Genomic DNA, 23,718 nt, shown 5'->3' on the forward strand with positions numbered 1-23,718 from the left:
GCTGTTACGAAACCATCGACAGGCTGCTTCCGACCCCGGTTATTGGACGTTGTTCCCCGTTGAAAATGGCCGACCCGATCATTCGGGCCGGCCACAGCGGAGGCACTGGCTCGCGCAGAGTGAGTGACGCGAGCTTTACAGCATTGGCGGACCTAGTCTGCCTGGCGCCGCAAAAACGCCGGAATATCCAGCAAGTCATCTTGCAAACCGGGCTCTTCCAGGCCGTCGCCTACCGCACGCTTGCGCTGTACAGTTGGCTTGTCCAGCGAGTGATAGTTCGGTTCCGAAGACGGTGCCGAAGCCTGTGCCGGTGCCTGCGTTGGTGCGTCGTAACTGCGGCGCACAACCCGCATAGGCGTATTCGCTTGCGCCATCTGCTTGCCCAGTCCGGTTGCAACAACCGTCACCCGAATCCGGTCGCCCATGTCCGGATCGATTACCGTGCCTACGACCACAGTCGCATCATCGGATGCAAACTCCTTGATCGTGTTGCCCACTTCCTGGAATTCGCCGATCGACAAGTCCATGCCGGCCGTGACGTTAACCAGAATGCCGTTCGCGCCGGCCAGGTTAATGTCCTCGAGCAACGGACTGGAAACAGCCATTTCGGCCGCTTCCCGTGCCCGGTCTTCACCCGACGACGATCCCGAGCCCATCATGGCCATACCCATTTCCGCCATAACAGTCCGCACGTCGGCAAAGTCGACGTTGATCAGGCCGGGTCGCGTTATCAGTTCTGCGATGCCCTGCACTGCGCCCTGCAGCACTTCATTGGCCGACCGGAATGCGTCGAGCAAAGTTGTGTCACCGCCCAATACGGACAGCAGTTTTTCATTTGGAATCGTGATCAGCGAGTCAACGTACTTGCCGAGTTCAGCAATACCCTGATCCGCAATCATCATGCGCTTTCCACCTTCCATGATGAACGGCTTGGTCACGACTGCGACGGTCAGAATGCCCAGCTCTTTGGCAACCTGCGCGACGATAGGAGCTGCACCGGTTCCTGTACCACCGCCCATACCGGCTGTGATAAACAACATGTCAGCGCCTTCGATGACTTCGGTAATGCGGTCACGGTCTTCCATGGCCGCTTGCCTGCCAACGTCAGGGTCCGCACCGGCTCCCAACCCTTTGGTGATATTGCAACCGATCTGCAAGGCTGTACGCACGCGTGCACTGTTAAGTGCCTGTGCGTCTGTGTTGGCGCAGATAAAATCCACGCCCTCGATACCGGAATTGACCATGTGCGCGACGGCATTGCCGCCACCACCGCCAACTCCGATGACTTTTATTACTGCGCTCTGGCTATGCGCATCCATTAATTCGAACATGAATCATCCCTCCGCTTAAGGATTTTCTAGACCTTTCAACTCTCACTCTTGCCCATGTTACGCGCTCATCTGCGTAACGTATTTTTCGTGGTACCGGTCCGAAGACCGCATCACCACTAAATCTGTCCCTGGAACCAGGAACGCATGCGTTCCCAGATATCCGCGAGCCCGCTGCCGACGGGCGTACTGCGTTTGCCGCGCCGCTTCAGGTCCTCGTAGCCGTACAACAGCAAACCGACGCCGGTTGCATGTATCGGGTTACGTACAACTTCCAGCAGGCCTTCAACATACTGCGGCGAACCGAGCCGGACCGGCGTGTGGAATACTTCTTCCGCCAGTTCAACTGCCCCTTCCATTTTCGCGCTGCCGCCGGTGATCACGACGCCCGCAGCTATCAGCTCTTCAAAGCCGCTGCGACGAAGTTCATCGCGCACCAGGCCGAACAATTCCTCGAAACGCGGTTCGACAATCTCGGCCAGCGTCTGTCGAGCCAACCGGCGAGGCGGTCGGTCGCCCACACTGGGTACCTCAATCGTTTCGTCCGAGTTCGCAAGCTGCGACAGCGCGCACGCGTACTTGATTTTGATTTCTTCCGCGTACTGCGTCGGCGTGCGCATCGATACGGCGATGTCGTTGGTAACCTGATCCCCGGCGATTGGGATAACAGCCGTGTGCTGTATCGCGCCGCCAAGAAAGACTGCTATGTCGGTGGTTCCGCCGCCGATATCGACCAGGCAGGCGCCCAGCTCTTTTTCATCGTCCGTCAGTACGGCATAACTCGATGCGAGCTGTTCCAGAACGATGTCGTCCACCTCCAGACCGCAACGTTGCACGCATTTCACGATGTTCTGTGCGGCGCTTTCGGCCCCCGTCACCATGTGTACTTTGGCTTCCAGCCGGACGCCGGACATGCCGATGGGTTCGCGTATGCCTTCCTGATTATCAATCAGGAATTCCTGCGGCAGGATGTGCAGAATCTTCTGGTCAGCCGGAATCGCAACAGCCCGTGCCGCATCAATAACGCGGTCCACGTCGCCAGCGCTGACTTCCTTGTCGCGAATGGCGACGATGCCGTGCGAGTTAAGGCTGCGGACATGACTGCCAGCGATGCCTGCGTACACGGAATGAATGTCGCAACCCGCCATGAGTTCAGCTTCCTCGACCGCGCGCTGAATGGAGTGCACGGTCGATTCAATGTTCACGACCACGCCCTTCTTCAACCCACGTGAAGGATGCGAACCTATGCCGACCACTTCGATGTTGCCGTCTTCGGTCACTTCGCCAACGATAGCGACGACTTTGGACGTACCAATGTCGAGCCCTACAATCAGGTTTTTATCTGCGCGCTTGCTCACTTAATACTGTCCTGTTTCAGAAGTGAGAATTCCATAGCGTTCATTCGCTACGCCCCGCCAGCATTTCCGGCGCCGATTCATTCGGCGCTGACATGGAGTCTGGCGCTTCACCATTCCAACCGATCGTGAAACCGTTGCTGTACCGCAAATCCACGAAATCAATTTCTTTAGCCCGCCGCGTGATGACGTCGGCAACCACATCCAGGAAGAGTTGCGTGCGCGTATCCACGTCACGTCGGCCAAGTCGAATCTCGATACCGTTTTGCAGTGTCATGTCCCATGCTCCGCGGGGGTCCAGATGCAGTCGCCGAACATCAAGACCGCGTGGTATCAGCTGTTCCCGTATCTTCAGGTAACGTTTCGCCACTTCATCAGACCGACCCTCCGGGCCACTCAACCTCGGTAGCTCTGCTGGAATGTGGCGCGCATCTTTGACGAATAATTCGCCACGGATGTTCAACAAGCCACGCTCACCCCAGCAAGCCGCCGGAACCTGTTCACTCACACTGATTTCCAGCTGCCCGGGCCAACGACGCACTACGTTGGCGCGGTCAATCCACGGCATAGCCGTCAACTGTGCCTGGATGTCATCGAGATCTGCGGACAAGAAGCCGCGCCGCAGTTCGGCACTGATCGCCTCTTCAATTTGCAATGCACTCACTCGCTGAAACGGCCCGTCAATTGTGATTGCGGTAATCGGCCGGTCCAGCAAATTGGCACTGAGCCGGTAACTCACCGTAATCAGCAACGCTGCCAGCAGCATCGCTCCAATACGCGCAAACGGGATACGCGGCATCTTGAACGTCGGGCGTTCCGATTGTTTACGCCGCCGCGCTTGTTTACGCGCCATGAGCTGCAACCTCCGTCGCCTTAATTGCCGCATTGGCACTGGTTTCCAGCACTCGCCAACACAACTCTGGAAAATCCATTCCTGCTTGCTTGGCAGCCATTGGCACCAGGCTGTGTGACGTCATACCCGGCACGGTGTTGACCTCCAGCACCAGCGGAACACCGTCCTTGCCGGTCATGAAATCAACGCGGCCCCAACCGCTGCAGCCCAGCTCGTCAAATGCGGCGAGCGCCAGATCCAGGTATTGCTGTTCATCATCGGCATCGGTGCTACCGGGGCAGGTGTAGCGGGTGCGCTCCGATTCGTACTTGGCGCGGTAGTCATAGAACACGCGCGGTGTTTCGATGCGGATACTTGGCAGGGCGGCACCTTGCAGCACCGCGACGGTGATTTCCTTGCCGACGATGCAGGTTTCAACGATGGCACTGGCGTCGAAGCTCAGAGCCAGCTCAACTGCCGCTTCCAGTTCGCGCTTCTCGAACACTTTACTCATGCCGACACTCGATCCTTCGCGCGACGGCTTCAGGACCAGCGGGTAGCCGAATTCGTCAGCGGCAAGTCGCGCATCTTCAATGCTCTCGATAACCCGATAGTCCGGGGTAGCTATCCCTGCGGCACGAAAAATGTGCTTGCTGCGTATCTTGTCCATAGCAATCGCCGAAGCCATCACACCACTGCCGGTGTACGGCATACCCAGCCATTGCAGAGCACCCTGCAGCGCACCGTCTTCCCCACCGGGCCCATGAAGTGCAATCCAGACCCTGTCGAATCCGGCGGATGCAAACTGGCGAAAATCTTTCTCCGCGGGGTCCCAGGCGTGCGCGTCAATACCGCGCGACTGCAATGCTGAAAGCACGGCACCACCACTGGCGAGAGACACTTCACGCTCACTGGAGAAGCCACCCAGCATGACGGCTACCCGTCCGAACGCGGCGGCATCGGTAATTGCTTGACGCTGTTCACGACACGTCATGACAGCACCTCACCAACAATTCGAACTTCGCAAATCAGCTCAATGCCGTGCTGCTCGCGCACGGTGTTTCGAACGTGTGTAATCACGGCCTCGATATCGGCGGCTGTGGCGTCATCACGATTGATAATGAAATTGGCGTGCTTGTCGGATACCTCGGCTCCGCCAATCCGGTAGCCTTTCAAACCACTGGCTTCGATAAGCCGCGCGGAATGATCGCCAACAGGGTTGCGAAACACCGAGCCGCAACTGGGTAGTCCAAGGGGCTGCGTTTCCTTGCGTTTATCCAGCATGCCTTTCATAGCTTCCATGCTCGGCACGACGCTGCTGTCGAACACGAAGGTGCCCTCGACGAACCATTCATCGGCTGGCCCTTTGACGCTGCGGTAACCCACGGAATAATCGTCGGGCGTCCGCACGCGGACGTTACCGGCGCGATCAATGGTTCGTACCGAGCGAACCCGCTCCCAGGTCTCTCCGCCATGAGCGCCGGCATTCATCGCCAGTGCGCCACCGACCGTCCCGGGGATACCGGCGAAAAACTCCGAAGGCCCAAGGCCCCAGCGGATGCACTGGCGCGCGAGCAAGGTACACGGCAGACTCGCACCGGCGACGACACTGTCGTCATCATGGCGCTCGATATCTTTGAAAATCCCGGCCGTCGCGATGACCGCGCCACGCAAGCCACCGTCACGAACCAGCAGGTTGCTGCCCAGACCAAACCAGAAAACCGGCGTATCGGAGTCGAGGCTCTGCAGAAACACAGCAAGGTCTTCCAGGCTCGCAGGCTTGTAAAACAAATCAGCCGGCCCACCTACCCGCAGCGACGTATGCTTGCTCATGGGCTCGTTGCGGCGCAGCTCGCCGGCGAAAGCAGAGGTGGAATTCATCGTAGCCATCACGAGGCAACTCCCGCCGCAGGCGTGGCTGTCAACAGTGCTGGCAGGCGACTGGCGAACGCACCGACGTCGCCTGCACCCATGGTAAGAACCAGGTCGTTCTCAAGCAGCAAACCGCCCAGTACTGACACGGCCTCATCGAAAGTCTCAACGAACACCGGCTCAACACCGCCGCGGCTGCGAATAGCCCGAGCCATGGCGCGACCATCGGCACCGGCTATCGGGTCCTCGCCGGCGGCATACACTTCGAGCAGAATCAGCACGTCGACGTCGGCCAGTACACTTGCAAAATCATCGAGCAAGTCGCGGGTACGGCTGTAACGGTGTGGCTGAAAAATCAGCACTATGCGTCGTTCCGGCCAGCCAGCGCGTGCGGCCGCCACGGTGGCAGCGATCTCGGTCGGGTGATGACCGTAGTCGTCGACCAGCATGACCCGGCCACGAGACGTTTGGATTTCGCCGTTATTCTGAAAACGGCGGTCAATACCTTCAAATTGCTGCAAGGCAGTGACCAGTGCCTCGTCTTCGATATCCAGTTCGCCTGCAACCGCGACGGCAGCCAGCGCATTCAGTACATTGTGCAAACCGGGCAGTTTCAAACGAATGGCGAGTACACCTGCGGCATCGCGGCGTACCACTTCAAATTCAGTACAACCCTCGCTGTAACGTATGTTCTGCGCACGAATATCCGTATCGTCATTGATACCGTAAGTAACAATGGAGCGACCGACGTTGGCAATAATGCTGCGCACACCCGGATCGTCAGAACACATCACCGCCAACCCATAGAACGGCAGGTTGTGCAGAAAATCGATGAAGCCCTGGTGCAGGCGATCGAGGTCACCTTTGTAGGTCGACATGTGATCGGCGTCGATATTGGTGACAACGGCCAACATCGGTTTCAGATGCACGAACGACGCGTCGCTTTCGTCCGCTTCTGCAACAAGGTATTCGCCCTGCCCCAGCTTCGCATTGGCGTCGGCGCTCTTGAGCCGGCCGCCGATCACAAACGTCGGATCCAGTCCGCCTTGTGCCAATACACTGGTAACGAGACTGGTGGTGGTGGTCTTGCCGTGCGTACCGGCAACCGCTATCGCGTAACGAAAACGCATCAGCTCTGCGAGCATCTCGGCACGCGGCACCACGGGTAACAACAGTTCGCGAGCCGCGGATACTTCAGGATTGCGCTCGTCGACAGCGCTCGATACGACCACCGCATCGGCGGCCGCCACGTGTTCGCGATCATGGCCAACAAAGACTGTCGCGCCCAAACCTTCGAGTCGATCCACGGCGGCGTTGCGCCGCAGATCCGACCCCTGAACTTTGTAGCCAAGGTTCAGCATGACTTCGGCGATACCTGACATGCCGGAGCCGCCGATACCGACAAAGTGCACGCGATTGATCCGGCGCATACGCTCGATCATGCCGCACCTCCGGCGAGTTCCAGGCAGACGCTGGTGATAGTGCTCAATGCATTCGGTGCCGCCAGTTCACGCGCGCGCTCCGCACGGTCACACAGGGCTGCCCGGCTGGACAGCCACTCGCCAAGTACCGTAGCCAGTTTTGCCGCATCCAGATCACGTTCCTGGAGAATGCACGCCGCGCCCGCTGCCACCAGACCACTGGCATTGATGGTCTGGTGATCATCGACTGCAGCAGGGTACGGAATGAAGATCGCACCCAGACCCGCCGCCGCCACTTCGGCAACGGTCAACGCACCGGCACGACAAACCACGAGGTCCGCCCAGCCGTATGCGGCGGCCATATCCTCGATGAATTCTTCAAGCTGCACTTCGACGCCAGCATCGCTGTACGCCGCAGCAGCGATCGCCGCCGTTCGACCGCCGGTTTGATGGCGAACCATTGGTCGCACTTCGACGGGTAACAGGCCGAGCGCCGCAGGCACCATTTGGTTGAGGGCTAACGCGCCCTGACTGCCACCGAGAACCAACACTCGCAGCGCACCCTCGCGCTGCGCAAACCGTTCGGCTGGTGCCGGCAATGCGGCAATTTCCGCCCGTACCGGGTTGCCCACGGTGCGCGCACGAATCGACGCGGAAAAACTGCCCGGGAAGGCTTGCAGCACAACCCGGGCGAGACGCGCCAGAAGTCGGTTGGTAACGCCGGACACAGCGTTCTGTTCATGAATCACCAGCGGCCGGCGCAACAGCCAGGCAGCCAGCCCGCCCGGGCCGCTGACAAAACCGCCCATGCCCAATACGGCTGCCGGTCGATGCCGGGCCACGATGCGTAAAGACTGCGCAAGCGCTCGCAGCAAGCGGAACGGCGCCAGCAACATGGCCAGCCGGCCTTTGCCACGCAATCCCTGCACGGTCACCCATTCAATTGGTATTCCGGCCGCCGGCACGACCCGCGCTTCGATACCGCGGCGGGTTCCCAGCCACACAACGTCGCGCGACTGCTGGCGCAACGCATTGGCAACCGCAAGCGCCGGATAGACGTGGCCACCGGTGCCGCCTGCCATTACCAGTATCGGCCGGAGATTCATTGCTTGCCCCGGGGTGCACGGCGGCGACGGTTATTGGAGCTGACGCCCGTGTCAGTCGCCAACTCATGATGGATGCGCAACAGGATCGCGATGCTCGCCATCGTCACGATGAGGCTGCTGCGGCCATAGCTGATCAAAGGCAGCGTGAGCCCCTTGGTCGGCAACAAGCCCATGTTGACACCCAGATTGATGAAGGCCTGCAAACCCAACCAGGTGCCAATACCGACAGCGATGTAGGCCTCGAAAAAACGTTCTGCATCAGCAGCGCGCATCGCCAGCCGACCTACTCGCCACAAGAAGGCAAGGAACAGACCGATCAACAGCAGCGATCCGAGCAATCCGAATTCTTCGGCGAATACGGCGAACACAAAGTCGGTATGAGCTTCCGGCAGGTAGAACAGTTTCTGCACACCGTCACCAAGCCCGACGCCGAACCATTCGCCCCGACCGATCGCGATCAACGACTGGGTCAGCTGAAAGCCTGAATTGAACGGGTCCGACCACGGGTCCATGAAGCCGGTCAGCCGCTTGAGTCGGTAGGGTGAAGTCACCGCCAGCACCGCCATCGCCGCGACAGCTGCACCAAAAAATACCAGGAAGTCACGTATGCGAGCGCCGGCGACAAACAACATTGCCAGCGACGTCGCGAGCAGTACGATTGCTGCGCCAAAGTCCGGTTCTGACAGCAGTAATGCACAAGCCACGCTGAGCAACAGCATGGGGCGCAGAAAGCCAACGAAACCTTCGCGCAGTGACTTGTTGCGGCGCACGAGGTAACCGGCGAGATACAAGATCAGACAAAGTCGTGCCGGCTCAGACACCTGCAGGTTCATGAACCCCACGCGTACCCAGCGGGTACTGCCATTGACCGTGTAGCCAACGCCGGGCACCAGCACGAGTATCAGCAGCACAAATGCGAGCAACAACAGCAGCGGCCCCAGGTTGCGCCACGCTGCCAGCGGAATGAACAGGCAGACCAGCGCTGCCGCACCGCCGATAGCCGCGGCCAGTGCCTGGCGTTGCAAATAGTAAAATGGATTGCCAGCGGTTGCGTCGGAGACGGAAACCGACGCTGAAGCGAGAATGACCATGCCACCCAGCAACAGGGTCAAGGCCAATGTCAGCAACACCGGATCGATCGTCAACGGCGTGCGCAACCGGGCCGGGAAAGGCATTGATGCATGGGTAGCGCTCACGACTGCAAGGCCTCCACCGCCACACGAAACGCAACGCCGCGCTCCTGGTAATTCGGAAACTGATCGAAGCTGGCACAGGCAGGCGCTAACAAAACAGTGTCGCCGGGCGTTGCCAGCTCCGCAGAGTACGTGACTGCTGCAGGCAAAGACTCCGCCTGCGTCACCGGGACCCGGCCGGCAAAAGCATTTTCAATTTTCGCGGCGTCTTCACCGATCAATACCAGCGCGCGCAAGCGATCATGCACGGCGCCTGCCAGTGCTGCGAAATCCCCACCTTTGCCCTGGCCACCGGCAATAAGCACCACCTTGCCTTCGACCGAGTTCACTGACGCGATCGCAGCAGCGACATTGGTCGCTTTGGAGTCATTGATGAAAGTCACGTTGTTGAAACGCGCCACAAACTGCATGCGGTGCGGCAGGCCCGTAAAGGTTTTCAGGGCCTCGAGCATCGCCGGCATGTGCAAACCAAGCAGGTCGCCTGCTGCCAATGCCGCCAAGGCGTTCTCAAGATTGTGACGGCCGACAAGTTTCATCTTTGCGGCCGGCAGCAACACTTCGTCACCCCGAGCCAGCCAGGTTTCGCCGTCAACTTGCCGCGTGCCAAAGTTCTGCCGTCGCGGTTCATTGAGAGCGAACGAACGGCAGGTTCGCCCGCTCACCATGCGTCGCCGTGCCTCGTCGTCGACTCTGTTGATAACGACGGCAGCAGCTTCACGAAAAATGCGGTACTTCGCTTCGCGGTATTCGTTCTCGTCGCGGTGCCAATCAAGATGATCCGGCGATATATTCAGCAGGACAGCGACCTTGGCCGGCAACGAACGCGTGCGCTGCAATTGAAAACTCGACAACTCCAGCACATACACATCGGGCGTCTCGTGGCTCAGCAGATCAAGCGCGGGTTCGCCAAGATTGGCCCCCGCCAGGACCCGCTTGCCGTCCGCTTCACACATCAGAGCGATCAACGTCGTCACTGTGCTCTTGCCGTTTGAACCGGTAATCGCGACGAACGGCGCCCGGGCGCATTCAACGAACAACTCGATATCAGAAACAACATCGACGCCAGCTGCGCGAGCCGCTTCGAGCAACGTATCCTGATCGCTGATGCCGGGCGACACGATCACCCGGCGCACCGCATGCAACAGTTCGAGCGGCCGTTTGCCGACGATGACCTCCGCGTCTGGCTGCAAAGCGCTCAACTCGGTCAGTCCCGGCGGCGCCGGCCTGGAGTCGACGTACACAGCCTGACGCTCCTGACGCTTCAGGAAGCGGGCGATCGACAGACCGGTATTGCCTATGCCATAGACCAGGTCGCGTTCCCCGACTGCCGGATGTGACTGCATCGTGTTCATCGTATTTTCAAACTCGCGAGACCGATCAACACCAGAATTACCGTAATAATCCAGAAACGAACGATCACTTTGGGCTCGGCCCAACCTTTCAGTTCGAAGTGGTGATGCAGCGGCGCCATACGGAATACGCGCTTGCCGGTAAGTTTGAAGGAAGCAACCTGGATGATGACCGAGGCCGTTTCGACTACGAACACACCGCCCATAATCGCAAGTACAATTTCTTGCCGAACAACTACCGCGACGACGCCAAGCGCAGCACCTAACGACAGCGCGCCGATATCGCCCATGAAGACCTGCGCCGGGTAAGTGTTGAACCAGAGAAAGCCCAGACCGGCTCCGGCCAGCGCCGTGCAGAACACCAGAATTTCACCTGTGCCGGCGACGTAAGGAATGCCGAGATAGCCCGAGAAGTTCACGTTACCCGTGACGTACGCGAAAATACCCAGCGCGCCACCAACCAGCACAGTCGGCATGACTGCCAGGCCATCCAGACCGTCGGTAAGATTGACGGCGTTGCTGAAGCCAACGATAAAGATGAACGTGACGCCGATCTGCAAAATCCCCAGCGGAATCCACAGGTCTTTAAAGTAGGGAATCAGCAACGAGGTCGCGATTTCATCGGTCGCCATCATGTAAAGCACAACCGCAGCAATACCGGCCGCGGTCGATTGCCAGAACAGTTTCTTGCGCGCAGACAATCCTGCGGGATCCTGCAGAATCAATTTTTTGTAATCGTCCACGTAGCCAATCACGCCGAACGCGAGAGTGACGAGCAACACGACCCAGATGAACGGGTTCTCAAGATCCGCCCACAGCAATGTACTTACGACGATGGCGGTCAGAATCATCGCGCCGCCCATGGTCGGCGTGCCCGCTTTGGGCAAGTGCGTTGCCGGGCCATCGCTGCGAATAGGCTGACCTACCTGATTGCTACTGAGTTTCGCAATCATGCGCGGGCCGATAATGAACGACAGCACCAGCGCAGTGAGCGCCCCCAGAATCGCGCGCAAGGTCAGGTAATTGAATACCGTGAAACTCGGTTCAAACTGCGCCAGATACTTGGTCAGATAAAGCAACATTGTCAGTGCCTCCCTGTTGCTTCTGAATCGGGGCGCAGCGCCGCTACCACGCGCTCCATACGCATACTCCGCGACCCTTTCACCAGCAGGTTGGCTGCGCCACTGGCTGTGGCCTGCAATTCAGCAATCAGACTCTCAACCGAATCAAACCAGGCGCCGTTGGCACCGAAAGCTTCGACCGCGTGCTGCGAAAGGTTGCCGGTTGCGAGCAAGCGTGCAACGCCTGCCTTGCGGATCTCCGCGCCGACGGCGCGATGCATCTCGATCGCATCGGCACCCAGCTCACCCATGTCACCGAGCACCATCCAACTGGTGCCGTCTTGAGCTGCGACGTACTGCGCCGCTGCAACCACACTGGCCGGGTTTGCGTTGTAGGTATCGTCAAACAAACGCAGCCCGCGAACGCCAGCAACAGGGCGCAAACGACCTTCGACCGGTTGCGCGGACTGCAGTCCGCTGCGGATTTGTGCCGGCGTCAGGCCCGCAGCGTGGGCGACAGCAGCGGCGGCACACGCATTCATTACATTGTGCGCACCGGGCAGCGGCAACTCGACCGCAATACTCGCGCCGGGCAGTAGCAGATCAAAGCCGGAACCACTGGCCGCCGAACGCACGTTCCGCACCCGGACCATCGCCTGCTTGCTGTAGCCGAAACTTACAATGGCAAGGTCGTCGGCCATCGCGGACCACAGATCGAAATATTTGTCGTCAGCATTCAGGACCGCCGTTGCCGGTCGGGGACTGCCTTGCAGAATTTCGCCCTTCGCGTGTGCAACGCCTTCTATCGAGCCGAACCCTTCCAGGTGCGCCGGACCCGCGTTGCTGATCACCACGATTGAGGGCATCGCGAGCGATGTCAGGTACGCAATCTCACCCGCATGGTTGGCACCCATTTCCAATACGGCGAAACGGTGCTCAGCCGACAGCCGCAACAACATCAACGGCAAACCGATATCGTTATTCAGGTTCCCTTGCGTCGCCAGAGTATTGGCAACCGGGTTCAAACAAGCGGCAATCAGTTCCTTGAGCGTCGTCTTGCCGTTGCTGCCGGTCACGCCAATCACCGTAGCTGGCAACTGTGCGCGCCAGTCTGCCGCGAGGCGGCCCAGTGCCTTGTGGGTGTTATCGACTTTGATGCAGGGCAGGGAAGTATCGACAGTCGTCTGTGCCACGATCCCCGCCGCTCCGGCTTCTTCAGCCTGCGGTGCAAATGCCGCACCGTCGAAACTCGGCCCTTGTAGTGCAACGAACAACTCGCCGGATGACAGGCTGCGGGTATCCGTGCTGACGCCGCGGAACACAGCATCAGCGCCGTGCAAACTTGCCCGAAGTACGTTTGCCGCTTGCAACAGAGTGCTCTCGATCATGCCGGGCACCTCTGCTGCAGATTCTGTCGTGCAACCTGGTAGTCAGAGAACGGCAGGCGCTGTTCGCCGATGATCTGGTAGTTTTCGTGACCTTTGCCGGCGATCAGAATCACGTCTGATGTCGACGCCTGGGCAATGGCAAAGGCAATTGCTGACGCGCGATCTTCGATCGCCACTTCTGCTCCCGACATGCCGTGCTGCGCATCGCGCATGATCGCCAGCGGATCTTCCGAGCGCGGATTGTCGCTGGTCAGAATCACCTTGTCCGCGCAGCGTTCCGCAATCGCGCCCATCTGCGGGCGCTTGCCCTTGTCCCGGTCGCCGCCACAGCCGAAGACGCACCACAATTTTCCTCTGCAATGCGGCGCAAGCGCTGTCAACGCAGCCTCAAGCGCCGCGGGGGTATGCGCGTAATCCACGAAGACAGCGGGCAACTCACTGTGCAGCGGTATTGTTACCTGCTGCAATCGTCCCGGCGGCGCTTCTACCGCTTGCATGACCTCCAGCGCCGTCGCGAACGGAACGCCTGAACTCAACAGCAGCGCGATAACCTGCAACGCGTTGGCGACATTGAACTGGCCGTAGAGTGGCAGTACGAGCTGACCTTCGCCCCACGAACTCATTACCTGCACGCAGGTTCCGTCAGCTTGCGGCGTGATTGTTTCAGCGAAGACGTAACGCTTGTCGCCAGCCTCTGCAACCGCCCTGCTCGCAACCAGAATTGCGTTTGAACCGCAACGCGCAGCCAACGTCAGGCCGAACTCACTGTCGATGCAGACGACCTGGTGCTGCGGAGAAAACTCCGTAAACAGTCGTGCCTTGCTGTCACCGTACGCCGCCATGTCGCCGTGGTAATCAATGTGATCACGGCTCAGATTGGTAAATAACGCGGCATCGACCTGGACGCCATTCAGGCGCCCCTGGGTCAATGCGTGAGACGAGACTTCCAGCGCAGCCCGGGCGGCACCGGCATCGCGAAACCTGGCGAACTGGCGGTGCAACTCGACACAGTCCGGTGTTGTCAGGCCATAGTCGTCATTGATTTCATCTATCCCCGTACCCAACGTGCCAATGTAGCCACAACGCTCGCCGAGCAACTGCCAGCTTTGCGCCAATAACCAGGCAACGGTGGTCTTGCCATTGGTTCCGGTAACACCGCAAACCTTGATCGCCGCGGACGGTGCCCCGAACCAGCGGTTGGCAATGTCGCCAAGCTTCGCAGCAAGATCCCGCACAACCACGGTCGTCACGCCGGCGGGTGGCACAACTGATTCATCGCCGTCCCAGACTATCGCCGCAAGGGTCGCGGCGAGCTTCTCGTCGAGGTGCTCCAGCCCATGCGATCGCTTGCCGCGGACGGCGAGAAATACGTCGCCGCTCTGCAGGCGGCGACTGTCACTGGCGATACCGGCGACAGGAATCGCCGGCGCGGCAGCAAAGCCCGCCAGCAGATCAGCGAGAGTGGGTGCCAATGTGATGGACTCGGCCGGCATGCTCATTGACTCATCGCCTGCATGATGCCGTCGCCCTCTGCGCGTTCCGGCATCGCGTCGGGTGGCACAGCAAGCAAGCGTAATGATTCGGCCATGACATCAGAGAACACGGGCGCGGCGACATCGCTGCCGTAGTACAGCTCGCCTTTCGGCTCATCAATGATGACCACAGCAGCCAGCCGCGGATCACTGGCCGGCGCAAGTCCGGCGAATATGGACAGATAACGATCCTGTGAGTAGCCACCGGCCGTGAATTTCCAGGCTGTACCGGTCTTGCCCGCAATACGGTAGCCGGTAACGCTCGCTTTCGTGCCGGTACCGCCCGGGCGCACGACTTCTTCCATCATGCGGCGCACAGCCAGTGCCGTGTCTTCGCTCAGGACGCGCTCACCCGGCGGCGGTTCATTCAGCGCCACAAGCGAGACCGGGCGCATGATGCCACCGTTGCCAATGGCCGCGTAAGCATGCGCAAGCTGCAGCGGCGTAACGGACAGTCCGTAGCCGTACGCAAGCGTTGCCTGGCTGATCGGGCGCCAGTGGTTGAAGTGAGTCAGCAACCCTGCCGATTCACCGGGAAACCCGCTGGTTGTCAAAGAGCCGAGACCGAAACGGGTCATCGTCTGCCACAGCTGATCCGGCTCCAGCGACATCGCAACCTTGGTAACGCCGACGTTACTCGAGCGTGCCAGTACCGTGGTCAAACTGACCCTGCCCAGGTTGCGTCGATCTTCGATGCGTTTGGCACCGACGACAACATAGCCCGGCGAAGTGTCGATAAGACTGTTGGCACGGTATTCGCCGCTCTCCAATGCCGCAGAAATAATCAGCGGTTTGATACTGGAACCGGGCTCGAAAATGTCGGTGATCGCACGATTGCGGTAGCGTTCGGCAGAGTACTGCGAGCGGTCATTGGGGTTGTACGACGGCTGATTTGCCATCGCCAGCACTTCGCCTGTTTGCACATCCAGAATGACGATTGAACCGGAGTTCGCTTTGAACTCGCGGATCGCACTTTTCAAGGAGCGGTACGCAAGGTACTGCAAGCGCAGGTCAATACTCGTGCGCAGGTCTTTTCCGGGGCTCGGCGGCCGAATGCTTTCGACGTTTTCGACCGAGCGACCCAGGCGGTCTTTCAGGACGCGCTTCGAACCGGACTCACCACCCAACCAGTGATTGAACTCAAGCTCCAGGCCTTCCTGACCGTCGTCATCGACACTGGTGAAGCCAAGCACGTGCCCTGCAACCTCGCCCGCCGGGTAGTAACGACGATACTCGCGGATAACGTTCACACCGGGCAGCTTCAATGCGAGTACGCGGTGCGCCTGCTCGGGGCTGAGGTGCCGCTTCAGGTACAGGAATTCTTTGTTCATGCTGCGCGTGATGCGTCGCATCAACAGTTGCGAATCCATGTCCAGCGCATTTGCGAGTTGCGGCACCTGGTCCACAGCGACAGCCAGTTCCTGCGGATTCGCCCAAATGCTGTCTACCGGCGTACTGATCGCCAGTGCCTCGCCATTGCGATCCATGATGGCGCCACGGTGTGCCGTGATTCGCTCTGTGCGCAGATGGCGCGTGTCAGCTTGCTCGTTGAGGAACTCTTTATTGAAGACCTGCAAATGCACAGCGCGCGCAACCAGCGAACCGGCCGCAAACACGAAAAACGTGCCAACCAGTACTGTCCTGCCAACGAAACGTCGGGCAGTTTGCTGTTTTGTTTCTGCGCCGCGACTCATTGGCGTTCAATTACGTATATTTCAGCGGTCTTTGGTCGTAGCAGTGACAATTCGTCCGCGGCAACCTGCTCAATACGCGCGTGCGTAGCCCAGGTGCTCTGTTCAATTTGCAACTGCCCCCATTCAATATTGAGTTCGTCACGTTCGGCGGTCAGCCTTTCAAGCTCGACGAACTGGCTGCGTGCTTCGTGTTTGGTATAGATGAGCGCTACCGCTGACATCACGCAAATCATGGCGAATACCAAAGTAAGCAAAACAGGTGGGCGCGAAGGCGTACCGGCCATCAGATTCGCTCCGCAATTCTTAAACGCGCACTGCGCGCCCGAACGTTTGCGGCTATCTCCGCTTCGCTGGCTTTGATGGCGCGCCCGATAACGCGCATGGGCGGACGAAACTCTTCAGGTATCGTCGGCATTCCACGGTACTGCTCAGGCTCGCGCGACATGTCGCGAAAAAAGCGTTTGACCCGGCGATCCTCCAGCGAATGAAAACTGATAATGCACGCGCGGCCGCCCGCTCTCAGGACCGCAGGAATCGCAGCCAAGGCACTGTCAAGTTGCCCAAGCTCATTGTTAACTGCGATTCTTAATGCCTGAAAAGTCTTGGTGGCAGGATGCCTGCGCTGACCGCGTTGCGGAACGCATGCTTCAACCACGGCCGCCAACTCGCTCGTCCGTGTCATTGGTGTTGCCTTGTTCGCGCGCAGCACTTCGCTCGCAATACGCGGCGCGAAACGCTCTTCACCATATTCCCAAAGCACCGCTCTCAAGGTTTTCTCATCCACTGTTGCCAGCCACTCGGCCGCACTTTTTCCACGGGTCGGGTCCATGCGCATATCCAGCGGTCCGTCGTTGCGAAAGCTGAATCCGCGCTCCGCGTCATCCAGCTGCGGGGACGAGACACCGAGATCGAATAGCAGCCCGTCCACCTGGCCCAGGATTCCGTTTTCACGTGCGATTTGTTCAAGGTCTGCAAGGTCGCCCTTCACCATTGTGAAACGCGGATCGGAAGTTAGTGCCTTTGCAGCACTGACTGCCTGCGGATCGCGATCGATTGCCAGCAGTCGTCCATCCGGTCCGAGTTGTTGCAAAATTTCGCGGCTGTGACCGCCACGTCCAAACGTGCCATCGACATAACTGCCATTGCGCTGAATATTCAGCCCGTCGAGAACCGGGGCCAACAACACTGGTACGTGCGAAGCCTGACCGTCAGTCACGGCACTACGCTCCGCTACAACGACAGGGATTCGAGTTCGGCTGGCAGCACACCATCATCATCCTCGCGCAGCCATTCATCCCGCTTTTCGTTCCAGGTTGCTTCATCCCACAGTTCGAATTTATTGCCCTGACCAATCAACATGGCCGTTCGCTCAAGGCTTGCGAAATCCCGCAGCTCACGCGACACCAGAATGCGGCCACTGCCATCCAGCTCCAGTTCAGTCGCGTAACCCACCATCAAACGCTGCAAACGGCGCGCTTTTTCGTTCAGACTTGGCAAACGCATGAGCTTGCGCTCAATGTCTTCCCAGTCCTGCAAGGGGTAAATGAGTACGCAATGATCCCGATCCACGGTGGCAACCAATTGCCCATCGCAACGCGCAGCAATCCGTTCCCGGTACCGGGTCGGAATGGCGAGACGCCCTTTGGCGTCGAGCGTGACTTTGGTTGCTCCACGAAACACGGTGATATTTTTGGCGACCCGGCCGACCCCAATACGGGCCAGTGACCCACCTTCTCCCACTTTTCTCCACTTTTCGACACTATATTGAGGGCTCTCACCAGCGTCAACAAAGCTTGGAATTAATTCTTGTTCTACAGGGACTTAGCGGCTATTGGGTGGCCATGGAAGGGCAAATTGTGGCAAGCAATTAGGACTGTAAATCAAGCGCTTAAGGCTTGTTCCTCGATAATACTTAAGCAGGATGTCGGCCTCAGGCGACATAACATTGTTTCACGGGTTTGCAGGGGGGCCCGCGCAGGCTGGCCCGACCGAACGCAAGAATACACGATAACTTGATGTTTTATAAGGGGTTTTAAAACGAGGTGCAGCAAAGCAGGAGTCGGCCTTAAGCCGGGTTCTGTCGAGGGCAATCATTCATCTGGGACAGCCGTCACCGACTGCCTCAAGCAACCTACCCGGGAGTCCGTTCGGAACCGACGGCGCCAGCACAAGGCCGGCCTACTCCCCTATTTGGTCTTGCTCCCGACGGGGTTTACCTAGCCACGGCGTGTTGCCACCCGTGCGGTGCGCTCTTACCGCACCTTTTCACCCTTACCGGCACCGAAGTGCTTAGGCGGTAGTTTTCTGTGGCACTTTCCATGGGCTTGCGCCCTCCAGGCGTTACCTGGCGTCGTGTCCGAAGGAGCCCGGACTTTCCTCGACGAGCGTAGCTCGCCGCGATTGCCTGGCCGGCTCCCACTTTGCTGCGCGCGCATCATACTGCATTTGGCAGGCCTCAGGAGGGCTCTTTGGGCGCCTCGTGACCGGTCAGCTCCAGCATCCGCTGATAAACCGCATTACGGCGCTGGCCCGAGGCTTCGGCCACAATTTCTGCCGCCTGCCGTGGTGGCATCAAGGGCGCCAGGCGCCGCAACAGGGTGTCTGTGTCAAGACCGCCCGGCTCCACAGATTCCGGCGCTCCGGCGACCACGATGACAAACTCGCCCTTGGCAGGAATACCGCCAGCGGCCAGTTTCTCCGCCAGATTATCCAGTGGCGCCAGAACACACTGTTCGTGCAGTTTGCTCAGCTCGCGGCCGATAAACGCATCCCGGGTCGCGCCGAGAATGTCGCGCATATCCGCAATCGTCGCTGAGATCCGGTGCACGGCCTCGTAGAACACCAGCGTACGCTGTTCATTTTTGAGTGCAGTCAGGCGCACTCGGCGAGCATGGCTTTTGGCCGGCAAAAAGCCCTCGAAACAAAACCGGTCGGTAGCCAGACCGGCCACCGACAATGCGGCAACCAAGGCACTGGGGCCGGGTATCGGGGAGACCGTTTTGCCAGCATCGTGTGCCGAGCGCAGCAAACGGTAGCCGGGATCGCTGATCAGAGGGGTGCCGGCATCACTGACCAGAGCGACTGAACGGCCCTCGCCCAGCGCCTCAATAATGCGCTCGCTGGCAGCCGCTTCGTTGTGTTCATGCAGTGCTACCTGCGCCGTCCGGATGCCGAAATGCGATAGCAATCGACCAGTCCGGCGGGTATCCTCAGACGCGACGAGTTCGACTTCGCGCAAAATCTGGCGCGCGCGAGGCGACAGGTCTTCAAGGTTGCCGATGGGCGTCGCAACCACAAACAAGGTACCGTCAGTCAATCTTAAAATTCCTGCTGATGGGCGGCTTTCGCCGGTATTATCGGCCGATTGCAAACTCCATACTGCGGGCGGTTGATCTTCCCGCGCTTAAGCAAGCTACCGACGTTATGAGTAACAGAGTACACAAATACAGTCGCTTGCTGCTGTTGTTGCTATCCAGTGCCATCTTTCTCGGCGCTTGTGCAACCGGCGGCCTGCCCGTCAACACCGCTGAAGGCCGTGCCGAGCGCATGGCCGAAAGCGGCAATCACGAAGATGCCGCGGCGCAGTACATCGGTCTTGCGACGTCGGCTGAAGGCAGCGAACGGCAACGCCTGACCTTGCTGGCCATTGAACAGTGGCTGGAAGCCGGCGACGGACGTCGCGCCCGCAACGCATTGCGGCGAATTGAGGCGCCGGCCGGTGGCGAACTGCTGTGGCTCTGGAGCAGCGACGCGGCTGCGCTGGCCTTATGGGAGGGCCGCCCGGATGACGCGCTGGCCCTGCTGGAACCACTGTCTCGCCAGCCGCTGTCGGAAGCCCGGCGCTTGCGGGTTGAGGCGCTGCAGGCCGATGCCTGGTTTCAAAAAGGCGACCCTATCAGGGCTATAGACCTGTACCGGCAACGGGAAACGTGGCTCTCGGATTCAGCGGAAATCCAGCGTAATCGTGAACGTCTGTGGGCGGGCCTGCTGGTCAGTCGGCCACGTAATTTGCGTGCGGCAATAGACCTCAGCAATGACCCGGAAATTCGCGGCTGGCTGGCGCTCGGCGCATTGGCAACATCCACCGGCCAGCAAGGCGTGGGTTGGGGCAACGGCGTGCGTCGCTGGCAGGAAGACTATGCCAGCCACCCGGCAATGAAGTTGCTGGCTACTTTAGACGTGCCTGCGGTAGACCAGCTCGGGTATCCAGCTCAGATTGCGCTGTTGCTGCCTTTGAGTGGCGCCAACGCCAGTGCTGGACGCGCCGTGCAAAACGGCTTTCTGGGCGCCTATTTTTCGGCGATTAACGAACTGGGCAGTGACCAGCAAGTCCGCGTGTACGATTCGGCCGGCGGCGCATCGGCGGCGTATCAGCGTGCCGTTGAGGATGGCGCCGAGTTCGTGGTTGGTCCGCTGTTGCGCAACGGGGTGACAGCGGTCGCCACGGGCGGTCTGCTGCCGGTCCCCGTGCTGACACTGAACTACCTGCCTGACAATCTGCTGGCACCGCCCGGCCTTTATCAGTTCGCCCTCGACCCTGAAGATGAAGCAGTCTCCGCGGCGGAACGAGCCTTGAGTGACGGCCATCGCCGCGCGCTGGCACTGGTACCGCGCAATGACTGGGGGCGGCGTTTGCTGGAAAGCTTTGGTTCAGCCTTCGAGTCCGGCGGGGGCGTCCTGCTGCAAGCCCGGGATTACGAACCGGAAAAGCAGGACTTCGCTTACGAAATTGAAAACCTGATGCTGTTGTCGCAGAGCCACCAGCGCTATGAGCGTCTGCGGGCGAATATCGGTGGGCCGTTGCAGTACGACCCGCGCCGCCGTCAGGACGCGGAGTTTATTTTTTTGGCGGCAACGGGTCCGGCCGGCCGCTTGCTCAAATCCCAACTCAAATTTCACTACGCTGGCGACCTGCCCATTTATTCCACGTCGCGCATTTATGCCATGGACGGTCGCTCCAATGCGGATCTCAATGGCCTGATGTTTGCCGATACGCCCTGGTTGATATCACCGCAACCGTGGATAGCGGAACTGCCGGCCCTGTACAACGAACATTTGCCGAATGAACGGCGTATGGGTCGGTTGCATGCCCTTGGCTATGACGCATGGCAACTGGTTGGTGCACTGTTCAATGCGCGCCTTGACGGCATGCCGGAAATTGACGGCGCCAGCGGACGCCTGTACCTGGACGACAATGGCCGGGTGCACAGACGCCTCGCATGGGCGCGCTTCGAGCGGGGCGAGCCAGTCGCTATCCCACTGTACGGCGGCCTGGATCGCAGCCTCGATCAGGCAGATGACCTGACCCGAATGGCTGACCCCGATGAGCAGGTATTGCGGGATGATCGCGGCCCCGGCAGCTGAAGCCGCGCGTGCCGCTGCCCGCACACCTCAAGCGCGGCGCGGAAGCGGAAAATTACGCGCTCAGCTGGTTGCGGCGACACAAACTGCAGTGCCTGGCACGCAATATCCGTAGCCGGTTCGGCGAAATTGACCTGGTCATGGAAGACGGTCGAACGATTGTCTTCGTGGAGGTACGCTACCGCGGCGCGAATAACCGCTTGAGCGCCGCACAAAGCGTCGACCACCGTAAACAACACAAGCTGACGCTCACCGCCTCATGGTACCTGGCCCGCAACCCGTCATTGCAACATCGCCCGGTCCGATTTGACGTGGTCGCAATTGACGGTCGGTCTGCCGACCGTTCCGCGCTACAATGGATCAAAGACGCCTTCAGACCTGGAGCATAGACAAGGTATGGACCTGCAAGCACGCGTTCGCGAACACTTCGCGGAAAGCATTCGAACCAAACAGGCGGCTGAAAGCGAGCTCGCAGAACCCGTCACTCGCGCCGGGCAACTCATGAGTCAATCCTTGCTGAACGAGGGCAAGATTCTGAGTTGTGGCAATGGCGGGTCTGCAGGCGACGCTCAGCATTTCTCTTCCGAGCTGTTGAACCGCTTTGAGATGGAAAGACCGGGCCTACCCGCGATGGCCTTGACGACAGACTCGTCAACGTTGACATCGATTGCCAACGACTACAGTTACACTGACATTTTTTCCAAACAGGTACGCGCGCTTGGGAGACCGGCGGACATATTGCTGGCCATCTCAACCTCAGGCAATTCCGAAAACGTCTGCCGCGCAATCGATGCTGCTCACGAACGCGGCATGTGCGTCGTTGCATTGAGCGGGCGCGACGGTGGGCGTATGGCGGAATTGATAGGCGCGCAGGACGTCGAAATTCGTGTGCCTGCCGAACGCACGGCACGCATTCAGGAAGTTCACCTGCTGATCATCCACTGTCTGTGCGATGTCATTGACACCACCCTGCTCGGCAGCGGCTGAACATACTGCGGCGCGGCCCGGCACACTCGCGCTGCGTTGCTTATTTCACAACCTTCAGGTGTGAGCGGCTGCCCTTCGGAACTTCCTTCTGCTCCGGTTCCGGCTCCGGCGGTTCGGGTTGATCGGCGCCGTGCGAAAAAATCATGCCCTGCCCGGTTTCTTTCGCATAAATCCCCAGTACCGATCCGACCGGGACCCAAACGTCGAAAGGCACACCGGAAAAGCGGGCCCGAAAACTGACAGCTTCGTTGGATAGTTTGAGATTGTGTGCGGCCGAATGGCTGATATTGAGGATGATCTTGCCATCCTTGATGTGCTCGGCCGGCACCATCACGCCATCGACACCGGCATCGACAACTATGTGCGGCGTATTACCGTTATCGCCCATCCATTCGTGCATTGCACGGATGAGGTACGGTCTCTTCGAGCGGCTCGGGTGACTCAATCTCTGCACTCCTGACCTGGCACAAATTGCAGCACCGTCTCGCAGCCAGACGACACCCGGAAGGACCAGGTCAACGAATCAAAATTAATTGTGGCACCGCACAAGAATACCATTCAGGTAACGCGCTCGTCAGTTGAAGACGCGACACGCCGCGAGGCGCGTCGTTACATCCGCATTTCCTGTTCCAGCTCTGTCAGGCTGTCCTGAAAGGACGGACGTTCAAATACACGCTTCATGTAGTCTTCAATCGGCGCAGCCTGCGACCCAAGGTCAATACCGTAGATCGGCAGACGCCACAGAATCGGTGCAATACTGCAGTCAACCAGCGAAAAGTCTTCGCTGAGGAAATAGGTGCCGGCTGCAAACAAATCAACGCTTGCCAGAATGCTTTCGCGCAGCAGTTTCTTTGACTTCGCGCCGAGCTTGCGCTCGCCATCGGCTTCGAATTGCTCGGCCAGTTGGTACCAGTCCGTCTCAATGCGGAACAGCGCTAACCGAAACTGTGCTCGGGTTACCGGATCCACGGGCATTAACGGAGGATGCGGAAACCGCTCGTCCAGATACTCGATAATCACCCGCGAGTCGTACAGCACCAGATCGCGATCGACCAGCGTCGGCACGGTGTGGTACGGATTCAGGTCCATAAGATCTTCAGGAAGATCCGGACCATCGACATTGGCGATATCGATATTGATGTTTTTTTCTGCAAGCACGAGACGCGTGCGATGGCTGTGGATGCACGTTGGCTTGGAAAACAACGTCATCACGGATCGTCGATTGGCAATTACTGCCAT

22 protein-coding genes and 1 other RNA gene are annotated in these 23,718 nt (G+C 59.3%); 3 read left to right on the forward strand and 20 right to left on the reverse strand.

The genetic code is table 11. The annotated features are described in order from the left end of the window. Positions 1-152: 152 nt before the first annotated feature. From ftsZ to rsmI, 18 genes are all read right to left on the reverse strand, one after another. Positions 153-1,331: a cell division protein FtsZ gene (gene ftsZ / locus BA177_RS14130; protein WP_068617261.1), complete on the reverse strand. Its 1,179-nt coding sequence runs from the start codon at positions 1,329-1,331 to the stop codon at positions 153-155. Positions 1,332-1,447: 116 nt separating this feature from the next. Next, a complete protein-coding gene (gene ftsA, locus BA177_RS14135) occupies positions 1,448-2,686 on the reverse strand; it encodes a cell division protein FtsA (protein WP_068617263.1) in 1,239 nt (412 codons plus the stop codon). Between the two features lie 40 nt (positions 2,687-2,726). Further along, on the reverse strand, positions 2,727-3,536 hold the full coding sequence (locus BA177_RS14140; protein ID WP_068617265.1) for a cell division protein FtsQ/DivIB: 810 nt from the start codon (positions 3,534-3,536) through the stop codon (positions 2,727-2,729). After that, a complete protein-coding gene (locus tag BA177_RS14145; RefSeq protein WP_068617267.1) occupies positions 3,526-4,509 on the reverse strand; it encodes a D-alanine--D-alanine ligase in 984 nt (327 codons plus the stop codon). Before BA177_RS14145 ends, BA177_RS14140 begins: the two co-directional genes overlap by 11 nt. After that, a complete protein-coding gene (gene murB, locus BA177_RS14150) occupies positions 4,506-5,405 on the reverse strand; it encodes a UDP-N-acetylmuramate dehydrogenase (protein WP_231892451.1) in 900 nt (299 codons plus the stop codon). The genes BA177_RS14145 and murB overlap by 4 nt, the downstream gene beginning before the upstream one ends. Continuing rightward, the gene (murC, locus tag BA177_RS14155) at positions 5,405-6,829 is read right to left on the reverse strand and encodes a UDP-N-acetylmuramate--L-alanine ligase (protein WP_068617269.1); all 1,425 of its coding nucleotides are present in this window, start codon (positions 6,827-6,829) and stop codon (positions 5,405-5,407) included. Before murC ends, murB begins: the two co-directional genes overlap by 1 nt. Then, positions 6,826-7,914 carry an undecaprenyldiphospho-muramoylpentapeptide beta-N-acetylglucosaminyltransferase gene (gene murG, locus BA177_RS14160; protein ID WP_068617270.1) on the reverse strand — a complete coding sequence of 363 codons (1,089 nt, stop codon included), beginning with the start codon at positions 7,912-7,914 and terminating at the stop codon, positions 6,826-6,828. Before murG ends, murC begins: the two co-directional genes overlap by 4 nt. After that, positions 7,911-9,089, reverse strand: coding sequence for a putative lipid II flippase FtsW (ftsW, locus tag BA177_RS14165; protein WP_068617272.1), 1,179 nt, complete (start codon positions 9,087-9,089; stop codon positions 7,911-7,913). The genes murG and ftsW overlap by 4 nt, the downstream gene beginning before the upstream one ends. A gap of 17 nt (positions 9,090-9,106) precedes the next feature. Beyond that, entirely contained in the window at positions 9,107-10,459 is a 1,353-nt protein-coding gene (gene murD, locus BA177_RS14170) for a UDP-N-acetylmuramoyl-L-alanine--D-glutamate ligase (RefSeq protein ID WP_231892452.1), read from the reverse strand. Then, positions 10,456-11,538 carry a phospho-N-acetylmuramoyl-pentapeptide-transferase gene (gene mraY / locus BA177_RS14175; protein ID WP_068617274.1) on the reverse strand — a complete coding sequence of 361 codons (1,083 nt, stop codon included), beginning with the start codon at positions 11,536-11,538 and terminating at the stop codon, positions 10,456-10,458. Before mraY ends, murD begins: the two co-directional genes overlap by 4 nt. Positions 11,539-11,540: 2 nt before the next feature. Beyond that, the gene (locus BA177_RS14180; RefSeq protein ID WP_068617276.1) at positions 11,541-12,905 is read right to left on the reverse strand and encodes a UDP-N-acetylmuramoyl-tripeptide--D-alanyl-D-alanine ligase; all 1,365 of its coding nucleotides are present in this window, start codon (positions 12,903-12,905) and stop codon (positions 11,541-11,543) included. After that, entirely contained in the window at positions 12,902-14,404 is a 1,503-nt protein-coding gene (locus BA177_RS14185; RefSeq protein ID WP_082990128.1) for a UDP-N-acetylmuramoyl-L-alanyl-D-glutamate--2,6-diaminopimelate ligase, read from the reverse strand. Before BA177_RS14185 ends, BA177_RS14180 begins: the two co-directional genes overlap by 4 nt. After that, positions 14,401-16,131, reverse strand: a complete 1,731-nt coding sequence (locus BA177_RS14190) for a peptidoglycan D,D-transpeptidase FtsI family protein (RefSeq protein ID WP_068617278.1) — start codon at positions 16,129-16,131, stop codon at positions 14,401-14,403. The genes BA177_RS14185 and BA177_RS14190 overlap by 4 nt, the downstream gene beginning before the upstream one ends. Further along, positions 16,128-16,415, reverse strand: a complete 288-nt coding sequence (ftsL, locus tag BA177_RS14195) for a cell division protein FtsL (RefSeq protein ID WP_068617280.1) — start codon at positions 16,413-16,415, stop codon at positions 16,128-16,130. The genes BA177_RS14190 and ftsL overlap by 4 nt, the downstream gene beginning before the upstream one ends. Then, the gene (gene rsmH, locus BA177_RS14200; protein ID WP_068617281.1) at positions 16,415-17,347 is read right to left on the reverse strand and encodes a 16S rRNA (cytosine(1402)-N(4))-methyltransferase RsmH; all 933 of its coding nucleotides are present in this window, start codon (positions 17,345-17,347) and stop codon (positions 16,415-16,417) included. The genes ftsL and rsmH overlap by 1 nt, the downstream gene beginning before the upstream one ends. A 14-nt stretch (positions 17,348-17,361) precedes the next feature. Next, complete coding sequence (gene mraZ / locus BA177_RS14205) at positions 17,362-17,811, reverse strand: division/cell wall cluster transcriptional repressor MraZ (RefSeq protein WP_068619422.1); 450 nt, start codon at positions 17,809-17,811, stop codon at positions 17,362-17,364. 371 nt (positions 17,812-18,182) lie between these two features. Beyond that, an RNA gene (gene rnpB / locus BA177_RS14210) (RNase P RNA component class A) lies at positions 18,183-18,547 on the reverse strand. A 39-nt stretch (positions 18,548-18,586) separates the two neighbouring features. Beyond that, entirely contained in the window at positions 18,587-19,447 is an 861-nt protein-coding gene (rsmI, locus tag BA177_RS14215) for a 16S rRNA (cytidine(1402)-2'-O)-methyltransferase (protein ID WP_068617283.1), read from the reverse strand. A 107-nt stretch (positions 19,448-19,554) separates the two neighbouring features. On the opposite strand from rsmI, the gene BA177_RS14220 reads away from it, so the two are divergent. The 3 genes from BA177_RS14220 to BA177_RS14230 are packed head-to-tail and all read left to right on the forward strand — an operon-like array spanning position 19,555 to position 22,479. Next, the gene (locus tag BA177_RS14220) at positions 19,555-21,495 is read left to right on the forward strand and encodes a penicillin-binding protein activator (RefSeq protein WP_197493073.1); all 1,941 of its coding nucleotides are present in this window, start codon (positions 19,555-19,557) and stop codon (positions 21,493-21,495) included. Between the two features lie 8 nt (positions 21,496-21,503). After that, positions 21,504-21,881, forward strand: a complete 378-nt coding sequence (locus BA177_RS14225; protein ID WP_068617287.1) for a YraN family protein — start codon at positions 21,504-21,506, stop codon at positions 21,879-21,881. A gap of 7 nt (positions 21,882-21,888) precedes the next feature. Next, positions 21,889-22,479, forward strand: a complete 591-nt coding sequence (locus BA177_RS14230; protein ID WP_068617288.1) for a phosphoheptose isomerase — start codon at positions 21,889-21,891, stop codon at positions 22,477-22,479. A 40-nt stretch (positions 22,480-22,519) separates the two neighbouring features. Here BA177_RS14230 and BA177_RS14235 read toward each other — a convergent pair whose 3' ends face one another. Both BA177_RS14235 and BA177_RS14240 read right to left on the reverse strand, forming a co-directional pair. Further along, positions 22,520-22,924 (reverse strand): ClpXP protease specificity-enhancing factor, encoded by a 405-nt coding sequence (locus tag BA177_RS14235; protein WP_197493075.1) that lies wholly within the window; start codon positions 22,922-22,924, stop codon positions 22,520-22,522. A 164-nt stretch (positions 22,925-23,088) separates the two neighbouring features. Beyond that, positions 23,089-23,718, reverse strand: coding sequence for a glutathione S-transferase N-terminal domain-containing protein (locus tag BA177_RS14240; RefSeq protein WP_068617291.1), 630 nt, complete (start codon positions 23,716-23,718; stop codon positions 23,089-23,091).

The organism is Woeseia oceani (assembly GCF_001677435.1).
In the GTDB taxonomy this organism is placed as follows: domain Bacteria; phylum Pseudomonadota; class Gammaproteobacteria; order Steroidobacterales; family Woeseiaceae; genus Woeseia; species Woeseia oceani.

Bases quoted from the DNA above. Each gene is read 5' to 3' on its own strand.
- BA177_RS14140 (WP_068617265.1), bottom strand. From the start codon at position 3,536: ATGGCGCGTAAACAAGCGCGGCGGCGTAAACAATCGGAACGCCCGACG.
- ftsW (WP_068617272.1), bottom strand. From the start codon at position 9,089: ATGCCTTTCCCGGCCCGGTTGCGCACGCCGTTGACGATCGATCCGGTG.
- mraY (WP_068617274.1), bottom strand. From the start codon at position 11,538: ATGTTGCTTTATCTGACCAAGTATCTGGCGCAGTTTGAACCGAGTTTC.
- BA177_RS14190 (WP_068617278.1), bottom strand. From the start codon at position 16,131: ATGAGTCGCGGCGCAGAAACAAAACAGCAAACTGCCCGACGTTTCGTT.
- BA177_RS14185 (WP_082990128.1), bottom strand. From the start codon at position 14,404: ATGAGCATGCCGGCCGAGTCCATCACATTGGCACCCACTCTCGCTGAT.
- BA177_RS14230 (WP_068617288.1), top strand. From the start codon at position 21,889: ATGGACCTGCAAGCACGCGTTCGCGAACACTTCGCGGAAAGCATTCGA.
- murG (WP_068617270.1), bottom strand. From the start codon at position 7,914: ATGAATCTCCGGCCGATACTGGTAATGGCAGGCGGCACCGGTGGCCAC.
- BA177_RS14180 (WP_068617276.1), bottom strand. From the start codon at position 12,905: ATGATCGAGAGCACTCTGTTGCAAGCGGCAAACGTACTTCGGGCAAGT.
- ftsZ (WP_068617261.1), bottom strand. From the start codon at position 1,331: ATGTTCGAATTAATGGATGCGCATAGCCAGAGCGCAGTAATAAAAGTC.
- BA177_RS14220 (WP_197493073.1), top strand. From the start codon at position 19,555: ATGAGTAACAGAGTACACAAATACAGTCGCTTGCTGCTGTTGTTGCTA.
- murB (WP_231892451.1), bottom strand. From the start codon at position 5,405: ATGGCTACGATGAATTCCACCTCTGCTTTCGCCGGCGAGCTGCGCCGC.
- BA177_RS14145 (WP_068617267.1), bottom strand. From the start codon at position 4,509: ATGACGTGTCGTGAACAGCGTCAAGCAATTACCGATGCCGCCGCGTTC.
- murC (WP_068617269.1), bottom strand. From the start codon at position 6,829: ATGATCGAGCGTATGCGCCGGATCAATCGCGTGCACTTTGTCGGTATC.
- murD (WP_231892452.1), bottom strand. From the start codon at position 10,459: ATGAACACGATGCAGTCACATCCGGCAGTCGGGGAACGCGACCTGGTC.
- BA177_RS14240 (WP_068617291.1), bottom strand. From the start codon at position 23,718: ATGGCAGTAATTGCCAATCGACGATCCGTGATGACGTTGTTTTCCAAG.
- ftsL (WP_068617280.1), bottom strand. From the start codon at position 16,415: ATGGCCGGTACGCCTTCGCGCCCACCTGTTTTGCTTACTTTGGTATTC.